Source organism: Williamsia sp. (assembly GCF_016462415.1).
GTDB lineage: Bacteria > Actinomycetota > Actinomycetes > Mycobacteriales > Mycobacteriaceae > Williamsia_A.
On sequence record NZ_JAEMTF010000074.1, the window covers coordinates 8,456 to 21,063 of the forward strand.

Here is a 12,608-nt window from a genome sequence, read left to right on the forward strand (position 1 = left end):
GGCGTTCGTGTGGGTCGAGCCGAGCGCGTGGGTGCTAGGAGCGGGCGACAGCCGTGGCCATGACCCGCAGTGCTGCGATCAGACCGTCGATCAGGTCACCGTTGCGGAAGCTGGCGATCGCGGCGGTCACGCCGAGCTGGGCCACACGGTCGTTGACCCGGTCGGACACAGCCCGACCCGACACCACGACGACATCGTGCGAGTCCGGGGACACCGCGATGACCGTCGCGTGCTCCGGCTCGGGGACGGTGGGCAGCACTGCGGTCGCACCGGCGAACGGATCCTCACCCAGGTCACCGATGTAGATCGAGAAGCGGATGTTGACCAGCTCGGTCGCGTAGGTCAGCGCCTCGTCTAGGGCCACCAGCTCATCGCGGGCGAACGGCGGGGTGTCCGCGGCGTATCCGGGCATACGGGCCGCGGAGATGCGACCGCTTGTCGTGACGACAGTGCCCAACGGCAACGAGTCGGGGTCGACGACGTGCTTGATCTCACCACTTGCCACTTGCGGACCCTCCGATCAGATCGTCGACGCTCGCGTCGTGATGTGCCGCGGAGACCGGCGACACCTCGGTTGCGCTCAGCAGCAGCGGCTCACGCTTCCACTGCTTGCTCAGCGTGTAGTTCTCGACCTTGGGGTACTTCGCACCGAAAGCCCAGGCCATCGACACCACGCAGGCCACCACGGCAATGATGCAGACGATCGTGACGGGCAGTCCGATCGCGACAATGAGTCCATCCATCCGAAATACCCTTCAACAGTCGGGAGTTGCGCTCAGGATGAAAATCTAGCCGAACTCCACGCGGTGGGGACATCTGGGTACGACACGCTGTCGTTTGTCGACGTGACGCAGGCCCGCTCAGGCCGCGCCGACGTCGATGTACCGCGACCACGCCGGGTCGATCTCCTTGACCGTCGCGAGCAGTCGCCAGTGCCTGCCCTTGGGCGGGGTCAGCGACGCCTGCAGCGTCCACCCGAGCTCCGAGAGGAGGCGGTCGGCCTTCTTGTGGTTGCAGTGGGCGCAGCAGGCCACGCAGTTCTCCCAGTTGTGGGCTCCCCCGCGACTGCGGGGCACCACGTGGTCGATCGTGTTGGCCTTGGCGCCGCAGTACCCGCAGCGGAACCGGTCGCGATGCATGAGAGCGGCCCTGGTCATCGGGATCTTCGCCCGGTACGGCACGCGTACGTAGGTCCGCAGACGGATCACCGACGGCAGTGGCATCGCGAGGTCGGCGGAGTGGATCTGCGGGCCGAGTTCGTCGGTGTGCACGATGTCGGCGCGTTCGCGCAGGACGAGGACCACGGCCCGGCGGATGGAGATCGCCGTGAGTGGCTCGTAGGTGGCGTTGAGCAGCAGGACCCGGTGCTTGCCCCAGACCGCCGAGTTCCCCACGACCGGCTCGCGGATGTCCTCGGTCGGCGGCTCGGGCGGCACGGCGGCAAGCGAGGTCACCTTGGTCGACTGCTTCCTCATGCGCGCCATCCGGCCTCCCCGCACTACTGATCTCGAGTGGGAACGATTCAGTGCACCACGGAATCGCGTCGAATGCACAGCATTAACCGCTCCTGACGGGAGTCCATCGGGTGAATCGGGGCGACGTGACGGTGAACAACTCGCCATGGGGAACACTGGAGGGGTGAATGACGGCGCACAGACCTTCTACGACGCAGTCGGCGGCGCGCAGACCTTCGACGACCTGACGAGTCGGTTCTACGCCGAGGTGGCTCGCGACGAGGTCCTGCGACCCCTGTATCCCGAGGACGACCTCGAGGGCGCCGAACGGCGTCTGCGGATGTTCCTCGAGCAGTACTGGGGCGGCCCGCGGACGTACTCCGACGAGCGCGGGCACCCGCGCCTGAGGATGCGCCACAACCCGTTCCGCATCGGCCCGCTCGAGCGGGACGCGTGGCTGCGCTGCATGCACACCGCGATCGCCTCGATCGGCCCCGACCGCATCGACGACGAGCACCGCGCGGCCCTGGTGGGCTACATGGAGATGGCGGCGCAATCGATGGTGAACGCACCGGTGTGACCGCCGCCACCCCCGGCGCGGCGTACGGGGTGAGGGCGCGTGTGCGTGAGGCAAGATGGAACGTGTGAATGACGAGTCAACAGGTGCGGCCGAGCTGAACACCGACGCCGGACGACCCACCCCGTCCGATGCCGACGAGACGACGAACACCGTTGTCGCGCAGGACGATCATCTGTCGCATCGAGACGTCACGCAGACTACGACGACCGAGGCGGACGCCCCCGGAATCGGCCGGGATGAGCACTGGTGGAGCTCGGCGATCTTCTATCAGATCTACCCGCGGTCGTTCTCCGACAGTGACGGCGACGGTGTCGGCGACCTCAACGGGGTCATCGACAAGCTCGGCTACCTCGAACTGCTCGGCGTCGACGCGTTGTGGATCAGCCCGGTGATGCGTTCGCCGATGGCTGACCACGGCTACGACGTCTCCGATCCGCGCGACATCGACCCGCTGTTCGGCGGGATCGGCGCCCTCGACGCGTTGATCGAGGAAGCGCATGCACGAGACATCAAGGTCACGATGGACCTGGTCCCCAACCACACCAGCGACCAACACGCCTGGTTCGTCGAGGCCTTGGCCGCCGAGCCCGGCAGCCCCGAGCGCGCGCGCTACATCTTCCGCGACGGGCTGGGTGACGGCGGAGACGAGCCGCCGAACAACTGGCCGAGCATCTTCGGGGGGCCGGCGTGGACCCGCGTCACCGAGGCCGACGGCAGCCCCGGGCAGTGGTACCTGCACATCTTCGCGCCCGAACAACCCGACCTGAACTGGGAGAACCCGGAGGTCTTCGAGGATCTCGCCACCACCTTGCGGTTCTGGCTGGACCGCGGGGTCGACGGCTTCCGCATCGACGTCGCCCACGGCATGGCCAAACCTCCGGGCCTGCCGGACATGACCGACATGCGCACCGGACTGCTCATCAACGACGACGACGATCCGCGGTTCAACAACCCCGGGGTGCACGAGATCCACCGCAAGATCCGCACGGTCATGAACGACTACCCCGACGCGGTCACCGTCGGCGAGATCTGGGTGCGCGACAACGCCCGGTTCGCCGAGTACATCCGCCCCGACGAGTTGCACCTCGGTTTCAACTTCCGTCTCGCCGAAGCCGACTTCACCGCCGACTCGATCCGGGAGGCGATCGAGAACTCCCTCGAGGCCGTGGACTCGGTGCAGGGCAACCCCACGTGGACCCTCTCCAACCATGACGTCGAACGTGAGGCCACCCGGTACGCCGAGGGCACCACGCCCGACGTCGGACTCGACCGCGCTCGGGCCATGCTGCTCGTGGAGCTGGGCCTGCCGGGGACGATCTTCATCTACAACGGCGCCGAACTGGGCCTGCCGAACATCGAACTGCCCGACGAGGCTCTGCAGGATCCGGTGTGGGAACGCTCCGGGCACACCATGCGGGGCCGCGACGGCTGCCGGATCCCGCTGCCGTGGCAGGGCGACACCGCGCCGTACGGGTTCAGCACCACCCCGGACACCTGGCTGCCGATGCCCGACGACTGGAAGGGCCTCACGGCCGAGCACCAGCTCGAGGACGTCGACTCCACGCTGTCGCTCTATCGACTGGCCATCGAGCTGCGCAAGACCCGACCGGAATTCGTCGGTGTCGAGATCGAGTGGTACGGCGCGCCGGAGGGGTGCATCGCCTATCGACGGGCCGAGGGACGCCTGGTGTGTGCGGTCAACACCGGCGACGAACCGGTCGGGCTTCCCGGCGGCGAGGTCCTGCTCAGCAGTGCACCGCTGCGTGACGGCAAGCTGCCGCCCAACGCGGCCGCCTGGCTCGTCTGATCAGGTCGGCGTGACCGCCAGCGCTGCGGTCCGTCGGACGTGCACCGATCCGTAGCGAGCGTCGAGGCGGGCCCACACCCCGGTGGCCCGGATCCGCACCGGTTCGTCGGCGGCGATCGCCTCGATCGGCGAGGTCTCGGTGACCTGTGCTCCGTCGACGGTGCGGACGAACCCCATCGCGGTCAGCGCGAACACCGCACGCATCGGGACGGCCACCGCGGCGGCACCGGACGCGCGGGGATCGTCGACCTCGATGACCGTCTGTTCGAGCAGCGAGGCCGGCGGGCCCAACGGCCCGGCCTGGGTCCGGGCGAGATGCGCGCCCTCGCGGGACAACTCGACGATCGTGCGTGCGGGTACGTCGTCGACGTGACCGAACCCTGTCTCCGGCGGCAGGGCGCCGGCCTGCCACGCGCTGTCGATGGAGAACCCGGCATCGACGGCCGACGCGGACGGATCGGCCCGCAGCGCCGCCACCATCGCAGGACCGTCGTACACGACGTCGGGGTTGTCGAGTTCGGCTCGGATGACCCGTCCGGCGAGCACGTCGAACCCGCTCATCACCCAGGCACCGACCGCACCGTCGGCCCGTCGGCGCAGCCGGATCACCGCCAGTTCGTCCACGCGGCAGGCGCGCGTGACGAATGCGGTGAGGTCGTTGCGGTCGGCGGGCGTGACGAAACGGATCATGGGCGGTGGAAACTCATCAGGTAGTCCTTCTCCGGCGCGGTCATCCGGCGTGGCCGCTGGGTGTCGACGTCGAACGACACGAGCTGGGTCGACGCGACGACCGCCGGGCGGCTGTCCGGTGCGGCACCTTTCGGGCGCACCTCGTACCCGACGGAGAAGTCCACGGCGCGAACGCGGGTGGTGAACATCGTCACCTCGATCGGCGACTCGTCGTGGCGCACCTGGCCCTGGTACTTCACGTGCAGGTCGGCCACCAGGCATCCCTTACGCAAACCGACCGTGGGCCGCTCGTCGTAGAACAACCACGGGATACGGGCCTCCTCGAGGAGGGTCACCATCCGGGCGTGGTTGATGTGTTGGAAGACGTCCATGTCCGACCACCGCACCGGCACCGTCACCAGGTAACCGGCGTCGACGCGGTGTCCGTCGTCGCCCCCGAGCGAATCGTCCCGGTGGTCGCCTGCATCAGACACGGTCTGCCTTCCTCTTCGGTGCTGCGGTGGTCGTCGTGGGCATCTCGGTCACCGACCTCAGCGGATCACGCTCCGGAGTTGGCGCGCCGCGACCGACAGGGTCGCGAGGTCCCGGTGCCCCGACAGGGCGATCTCGTCCAACGTGGCGCGCGCTCGCGAGAGTCGAGATGCGTTGTGCAACTCCCACTCCGCGATCTTCTCGCGCGGCGACTCGTCGGGCTCACCGACCTCGAGGACCGCCAGGGTCATCGCGCGCAAGACGGCGAAGAGGTCGTCACGCAGCGCGAGTCGGGCCAACGACTGCCACCGGTCCCCCGACTCCAGGTCGGACACGGCGGTGAGCAGTTGCTCGACCCCGAGGTGGTCGAGGAGTGTGCCGTAGAGGGCGCCGACCTCATGGGTGTCCCGGTCGGAGATCTCGGCCGCGTCGATGATGTCGAGGAGGCAGAACCGGTGCAGAGAACCGGCCACGTCGTGCGCGATGTCGGCCGGGATCCCGGCCGACTCCCAACGGGCGGCATGGGCGTCGATGTCGGCCAGCGAGCTGTCCCCCAGCCACTCGGGCAGATGGGGGTCGAGCGCGGCGACCCGATCGGCGTACCGGGTGATCTCGGCAGCGATGGCCATCGGCTGGGGTCGGGTCGCGACGAACCATCGCGATGCACGGAACAGCAGGCGTCGCGAGTGGATGAGCATCTCGTCGATCGCGGTGATCTCCCCCGGCGCGGCGACGATCCGCGATCGCAGTTCCGACAGCCCGAACGTCTCGGCCACGACGACGAAGGCGCGGGCGGTGTCGGTCGACGACGCTCCGGTGCTCTCGCCGAGCGCGAACACATGCTCGATACCCGAGGTGTCGACGAGGTCGTTGACCAGCGTGGTGGTCACGATCTGGCGACGCAGCGGATGTGCGGCGATGCCGCTGGGATACGACTCCTGCAGCGCCTGCGGGAAGTACGCGATCAGACGGTCGTCGAACGCGTCGTTGTCGGGCAGGTCGCCGTCGAGCAGGTCGTCCTTGAGGGCGAGTTTCACATGCGCCATCATCGTCGCCAGTTCCGGCGACGTGAGGCCGGCGCCGCCCTCGCGGGCGACCAGATCGTCGGGGTGCGGAAGGGCCTCGAGCTCGAGGTCGACGCCGTGATCGGCGGCGAGGCGGCCGAGCAGTCTCGCGTGGACATCACGCATCTGCCCTGCGAGACCACGCGAGGTGCCCAGCTCCGAGTTCTGGGAGATGTTGTCGGCCAACACCAACCGCCCCACCTCGTCGGTCATCGACTCGAGCAGCCGATTGCGATCATCCGGGGCGAGTGCGCCGGAGGCGACCTGCGAATCCAGCAGGATCTTGATGTTGACCTCGTGGTCGGAGCAGTCCACCCCGGCCGAGTTGTCCATCGCATCGGTGTTGATGCGACCGCCGGACATGTCGAACTCGATCCGTCCGTGTTCGGTCACCCCGAGATTGCCACCCTCGCCGATCACCTTCGCGCGCACGGTGTTCCCGTCCACCCGGATGCCGTCGTTGGCCTTGTCGCCGACATCGGCGTGGCTCTCGGTGGATGCCTTGACATACGTCCCGATGCCGCCGTTCCACAGCAGGTCGACCGGCGCCAGCAGGATCGCGCGCATCAGTTCCGGAGGTGAGAGGTGCTCGACGTCGCCGTCCAGGCCGAGGGCGTCGCGCACGCCGGCGGCGATCGGGATGGACTTGCTCTCCCGCGACCACACCCCGCCGCCGTCGGAGATCAGCGTCGTGTCGTAGTCGGCCCACGACGATCGCGACAGGTCGAACAGGCGGCGGCGCTCGACGAATGAGCTGGGGGCGTCTGGATCCGGGTCGATGAAGATGTGGCGGTGGTCGAAGGCGGCCACCAGGCGTATGTGCTCGGACAGCAGCATCCCGTTGCCGAACACGTCGCCACTCATGTCCCCCACGCCCACGACGGTGAAGTCGTCGCGGGCGACGTCGGTCCCCATCTCCCGGAAATGGCGTGTCACCGACTCCCACGCACCGCGAGCGGTGATCCCCATGGCCTTGTGGTCGTAGCCGACCGAACCACCCGAGGCGAAGGCGTCGCCGAGCCAGAACCCGTACGCGGCGGCCACCTCGTTGGCGATGTCGGAGAACGTGGCGGTCCCCTTGTCGGCGGCCACCACGAGGTAGGTGTCATCCCCGTCGCGACGGACGACACCGGGGGCCGGGACGACCGCCGCGGTACCGGTGCCGTCTCCGACGTCGAGGTTGTCGGTGAGATCGAGCAGTGCCGAGATGAACTCGCGGTACGCCGCGACACCGGCCGCGCGGGTGGCGTCCCGGTCGGCCGACGGATCACCGGTGGGCGTCGGCGGCTGCCGGACCACGAACCCGCCTTTGGCGCCGACCGGCACGATGACGGCGTTCTTGACCGCCTGCGCCTTGACCAGTCCCAGGATCTCGGTACGGAAGTCCTCCCGCCGATCCGACCACCGCAGGCCGCCGCGGGCGACCGAACCGAAGCGCAGATGCACTCCCTCGACCCGCGGGGAGTAGACGAAGATCTCGTGCAGCGGGCGCGGCTGCGGCGTCTGCGGGATCTCGCGGGGGCGCAGCTTGAACGCCAGCGCCGCGCCGGCGTCCGGTGAGTAGAAGTTCGTGCGTGAGGTCGCCTTCACGACCGATGAGAAGGCCGAGATGATCCGGTCGGCGTCGAGGCTGAGCACGTCGGCGGCCAGCCGGTCGAGCCGATCGATCACGTCCACCCTGGCGTCGTCGTCCACCCGCTCGGGGTCGAACGACACCGCGAAGAGTTCCCCGAGCGCAGCGGCGATCTCCGGGTGGTCGCCGAGCACACCGGTCACGTGTCGTGCACCGGAGGCGAAGCCGCACTGCCGCAGGTACCGCGAGTACGCACGGAGCATGACGACCTCACGCCATCCCAGGCCGCACCGCAGCACCAGTTCGTTGAACGGGTCGACGTCGGCGACGCCGGTCCACAGCCGCGAGAATGCGTCGGTGAAACGCGCCTGCAGGTCGTTCGAGGAACCGGCGGCGACGCCGACCCCGGCGGCCGGCACGATGGTGAACTCATAGATCCAGCAGGCGATCCCGTCGGGTCGGGTGACCGCGAAGGGGTGCTCGTCGAGGACATCGACACCGAGGCTCTGCAGCATCGGCAGGATCGAGGTGAGCGACGCCGACCGTCCGCACAGATAGAGGCCGAAGGTCCAGCGGTCGTCGGGTTCGGCGGAGTGCGGGCGCAGCCGGACGTGGTGGTCGCCGTCGGCGAGACCGGCGAGGACCACGACGTCGGTCAGCGCAGCGCGCGGGTCCCGTTCGTTCTTGTAGGCCTGCGGGATCGCGGCCGCGTAGGCACCGACGAGGTCGGCGTCGATGGCGCCGCCGGCAATGGCCCGCAGGTCGTCGTCCCAGCTGCGCGCGGCCGCGGCGATGTCGGTCTGGATCTCGGCGCGGCGCGGGTCGGCGGGATCCATCCCGGCCAGCAGTTCGCAGGTGCCGCGGTCCACCCGCATGATCACGTGGACGAACGCGAGCGGCGAGTCGCTGATGCGGGCGGTGTACTCCAACGACCTCCCACCGAGTCGCTCGACGAGCAACGTCTGCATCTGCTCGCGCAGACGGGTGGTGTAGCGATCGCGCGGCAGATAGATCCGGGCGGTGACGATCTCCGAGGCGGGGTCGGCGCGTAGATACACGCGCACCTCACGAGCGGCGATGGCGTCGAGTACGTCGATCAGCGTCGCGGCCAGATCCTCGGGTGCGGCGCCGAACAACTCGGCGCGGGACTGGTTCTGCAGCAGTTCCAGCAGGGTTGCCCCGGCGTAGGAGTCGCCGCCGACGCCCGCCCGCGCGAGGACCGCTGTGGCGACAGTTCGGAGGACCGGGACCGCCAGGACGTCGGTGTGCAGGGCCGCCGAGGTGAGGATCCCGATGAACAGGTGGGTCCGACCGTCCGCGCCGGGTTCGACGACCCGGATCGCGGTCGGGTACTCGGTCCGGATCACCCCGGTGGGCAGATGCACCCGCCCGATCGATACCGCCGTGTCCGGGACGCGCGCGGGGTCAGAGGGACGCGGGACCGAGGGCTGGAAGAAAACCCCGGTGGCAGCAGACCATTCGGTGTCACCGACGCCGGACTGCAGTGACCCCAGGGCGAGGAAGTGTCCATCGGACAACCACGCGAGCAGGTCGGCCTGCTCGCCGTCACCGCCGGCGCGCACCACGTCGGCGAGCGATCCGAGTTCGGCGAGCATCGCAGGGGCATCGGTGTGGACACCGCCGATGCGTTCGATGACCTGGATCAGACGCGCACGGACGTCGTCGGCGTCGATCGAACCGCGGGCCGGTGAGACCTGCAGACCGATCCACGACTCGGTCACCGCATGGACGTCGGCATCGGGCGAGCCGACCGCGGTCAGCGAGACCAGTGCGCCCGCGTCGTCGCGGACCGCCGCGAAGATCGGATGATCCACGCGTCGTACCGACAGCCCGGCCTGCTCGACGACGACCACGGCCGCCTCGACGAGCAGGGCCTGGTCGTCGACCGCGATGTACACCGACCGGACGACACCGTCGGATTCGACGACCTCGACGACCGGTTGGCCCGCCGGTCGGACGCGGGCCAGCGCCAGGTGGCGTTCGACCCGGTCCAGATCGGCAGCCCCGCGACCACCCGTGGCGGCATCGTCGGAGGGAACCTGGCCGGGTCGCGCGTAGTAGCTACGCGCGACCTCGGCGGGCGTGAGGGTCGTCGACGATGCCGTGCCCATGGGTGGGATCAGTCCCTGGTGAGCTTGCGGTGGGTGACCGAGTGCGGACGCGCGGCGTCGGCACCGAGGCGTTCGATCTTGTTGGCCTCGTAGGCCTCGAAGTTGCCCTCGAACCAGAACCACTGCCCCTCGGAGACGTTGCCCTCCCACGCGAGGATGTGGGTGCAGGTGCGGTCGAGGAACCACCGGTCGTGCGAGATGACCACGGCGCACCCCGGGAACGTGTCGAGCGCGTTCTCCAGCGATCCGAGGGTCTCGACGTCGAGGTCGTTCGTCGGCTCGTCGAGCAGGATCAGGTTGCCACCCTCCTTGAGGGTCAGCGCCAGGTTCAGACGGTTGCGCTCACCACCGGAGAGGACCTCGGCCTTCTTCTGCTGATCGGGTCCCTTGAAACCGAACGCGCTGACATAGGCGCGCGACGGCATCTCGTTCTGGCCGACCTCGATGAAATCGAGTCCCTCGGAGACGACCTCCCACACGTTCTTCTTGGGATCGATGTTCGCGCGGTTCTGGTCGACGTAGCTCAGTTTGACCGTCTCGCCGACCTTCACGGTGCCGGAATCGGCGTTCTCGAGGCCGACGATGGTCTTGAACAGCGTCGTCTTACCGACACCGTTGGGGCCGATGACACCGACGATCCCGTTGCGCGGCAACGTGAACGAGAGATCCTTGATGAGGACGCGGCCGTCGAAGCCCTTGTCGAGGTTCTTGACCTCGACCACCACGTCGCCCAGGCGCGGCGGCGTGGGGATCTGGATCTCCTCGAAGTCGAGCTTGCGCATCTTGTCGGCCTCGGCCGCCATCTCCTCGTAGCGACCCAGACGTGCCTTGTTCTTGGTCTGTCGGGCCTTCGAACCCGAGCGGACCCATGCGAGCTCCTCCTTGAGGCGGCGCTGCAGCTTCTGGTCCTTCTTGCCCTGGACCTCGAGTCGGGCGGCCTTCTTCTCCAGGTAGGTGGAGTAGTTGCCCTCGTAGGGGTGCAGCTTGCCGCGGTCGACCTCACAGATCCACTGCGCCACGTGGTCGAGGAAGTACCGGTCGTGGGTCACGGCCAGGACAGCGCCCGCGTAGGAGGCGAGGAACTGCTCGAGCCACAGCACGCTCTCGGCGTCGAGGTGGTTGGTCGGCTCGTCGAGCAGCAGCAGATCGGGCTTGGACAGCAACAGCTTGCACAGCGCGACGCGGCGCTTCTCACCACCGGAGAGGTGGGTGACGGGCTCGTCGGCGGGCGGGCACCGCAGTGCGTCCATCGCCTGCTCGAGCTGGGAGTCGAGGTCCCAGGCATCGGCGTGGTCGAGGGCCTCCTGCAGCTTGCCCATCTCGTCCATCAGCTCGTCGGAGTACTCCGTGGCCATGAGCTCGGCGATCTCGTTGAAGCGGTCGAGGTCCTCCTTGACCTTGCCCATGCCCTCTTCGACGTTCTGACGAACGGTCTTCTCCTCGTTCAGGACGGGCTCCTGCATGAGGATGCCGACCGAGGCGCCCGGATCGAGGAACGCCTCGCCGTTGGACGGCTGGTCGATGCCGGCCATGATCTTGAGGATCGACGACTTACCCGCGCCGTTGGGCCCCACGACGCCGATCTTCGCGCCGGGGTAGAACGACATGGTGACGTCGTCGAGGATCACCTTGTCGCCGTGTGCTTTACGCACCTTCTTCATGGTGTAGATAAATTCGGGCACTCGTATCACCTTCCACGCAACATGTGCACTACGACTCGAGGCGTCCGGCGGGTGCGCATGTGGGCTGGTGCCCTACGGCTGCGGGACGACCCGGCCGGACGAGGTCGACACCAACCTTAGCTGCCCTGGCGCCCAGGATTACGAGGCGTCGCCACCCGGACGGGACCCACCGACGGGATCCGGTGCCGTCGGCGCGTCACTGTCCGTACCGCGCGCATCCGTCCCGCTCGTCCCGGACAGCTCGGCGAGCATCGCGTTGTATCCGGCCAGTTCGGAGTCGTTGTCGCGGTCCTCGCGGCGGTCGTACCGCTTCGCGACGCGCTGGTCCTGACGGGTCCACTGGATCAACAGGGCCAACATCACGATGACGAGTGGGACCTCGCCTGCGGCCCAGGCGATGCCTCCGCCGACCCGCTGATCGGACATGAGATCGATGTCGAACGGCAGTCGCAGCCCACGGAAGTAGTCGAGCGCGATGACCGAGTTCATCGACATCAGCGCCACCCCGAAGAACGCGTGGAACGGCAGGGCACCGAAGACCATCCCGACCTTCGCCAGCGGCGCCACCTGCCGCGGTGCGGGGTCGATGCCGATCACGACCCAGTAGAAGAGGTATCCGCTGAGCAGGAAGTGCAGATTCATCAGGACGTGTCCCGCGTGGTACGTCGCGACCGCGTCGAACAATCCGCCCAGGTAGAGCACGTAGAAGCTGCCCACGAACAACACGAACGCCACGACCGGGTGGGTGAAGAACCGCGACACCGGGCTGTGCAGTGCCGCGAGGATCCACTCCCTCGGTCCGGGTGGGGCGGAGCGTCCGGCGGGACGCAGGGCCCGCAACGCGAGGGTGATCGGACCGCCGAGGACGAACAACACGGGGATCAGCATCGACATCAGCATGTGCGCGATCATGTGCATGCTGAACATCGCCGGCGAGTAGCTGCCCAGACCCGATGACGACGTGAACAGCAGGATCGCGCACCCGGCGAACCAGCTGATCATGCGGCCCACCGGCCAGGCGTCGCCGCGACGACGCAGGCGCAGGATGCCTCGCAGGTACACCACGGCGAGGACGATGGCGAGCGTCCCGAACAGCAGGTCGAACCGCCACTCGGTCAGGATCCGCAGGGCGGTGGGCGGACCGGGCAGGTTGTA

At 68.2% G+C, this 12,608-nt stretch carries 10 protein-coding genes; 2 read left to right on the plus strand and 8 right to left on the minus strand.

Translation table 11 applies throughout. The annotated features are described in order from the left end of the window. Positions 1 to 34: 34 nt before the first annotated feature. The 3 genes from JHC79_RS16515 to JHC79_RS16525 all read right to left on the minus strand — a co-directional run bounded on the left by JHC79_RS16515 (position 35) and on the right by JHC79_RS16525 (position 1,484). The gene (locus JHC79_RS16515) at positions 35 to 505 is read right to left on the minus strand and encodes a DUF5130 domain-containing protein (protein ID WP_296392762.1); all 471 of its coding nucleotides are present in this window, start codon (positions 503 to 505) and stop codon (positions 35 to 37) included. After that, entirely contained in the window at positions 492 to 743 is a 252-nt protein-coding gene (locus JHC79_RS16520) for a hypothetical protein (RefSeq protein ID WP_296392765.1), read from the minus strand. Before JHC79_RS16520 ends, JHC79_RS16515 begins: the two co-directional genes overlap by 14 nt. A 117-nt stretch (positions 744 to 860) precedes the next feature. Beyond that, positions 861 to 1,484: an HNH endonuclease gene (locus tag JHC79_RS16525; RefSeq protein WP_296392767.1), complete on the minus strand. Its 624-nt coding sequence runs from the start codon at positions 1,482 to 1,484 to the stop codon at positions 861 to 863. Positions 1,485 to 1,620: 136 nt separating this feature from the next. On the opposite strand from JHC79_RS16525, the gene JHC79_RS16530 reads away from it, so the two are divergent. Together JHC79_RS16530 and JHC79_RS16535 are read left to right on the plus strand one after the other, a co-directional pair. After that, the gene (locus JHC79_RS16530; RefSeq protein ID WP_296392769.1) at positions 1,621 to 2,034 is read left to right on the plus strand and encodes a globin; all 414 of its coding nucleotides are present in this window, start codon (positions 1,621 to 1,623) and stop codon (positions 2,032 to 2,034) included. A 64-nt stretch (positions 2,035 to 2,098) separates the two neighbouring features. After that, positions 2,099 to 3,841: a glycoside hydrolase family 13 protein gene (locus tag JHC79_RS16535; protein ID WP_296392771.1), complete on the plus strand. Its 1,743-nt coding sequence runs from the start codon at positions 2,099 to 2,101 to the stop codon at positions 3,839 to 3,841. Here JHC79_RS16535 and JHC79_RS16540 read toward each other — a convergent pair whose 3' ends face one another. From JHC79_RS16540 to JHC79_RS16560, 5 genes are all read right to left on the minus strand, one after another. After that, entirely contained in the window at positions 3,842 to 4,531 is a 690-nt protein-coding gene (locus JHC79_RS16540; RefSeq protein WP_296392773.1) for a hypothetical protein, read from the minus strand. Further along, complete coding sequence (locus tag JHC79_RS16545; protein WP_296392776.1) at positions 4,528 to 5,004, minus strand: thioesterase family protein; 477 nt, start codon at positions 5,002 to 5,004, stop codon at positions 4,528 to 4,530. Before JHC79_RS16545 ends, JHC79_RS16540 begins: the two co-directional genes overlap by 4 nt. A gap of 57 nt (positions 5,005 to 5,061) precedes the next feature. Further along, positions 5,062 to 9,771 (minus strand): NAD-glutamate dehydrogenase, encoded by a 4,710-nt coding sequence (locus JHC79_RS16550; RefSeq protein WP_296392777.1) that lies wholly within the window; start codon positions 9,769 to 9,771, stop codon positions 5,062 to 5,064. Between the two features lie 8 nt (positions 9,772 to 9,779). Then, the gene (ettA, locus tag JHC79_RS16555) at positions 9,780 to 11,453 is read right to left on the minus strand and encodes an energy-dependent translational throttle protein EttA (protein WP_296392779.1); all 1,674 of its coding nucleotides are present in this window, start codon (positions 11,451 to 11,453) and stop codon (positions 9,780 to 9,782) included. 138 nt (positions 11,454 to 11,591) lie between these two features. After that, on the minus strand, positions 11,592 to 12,608 hold a 1,017-nt coding region (locus JHC79_RS16560; protein ID WP_296392781.1), incomplete at its 5' end, for a cytochrome c oxidase assembly protein.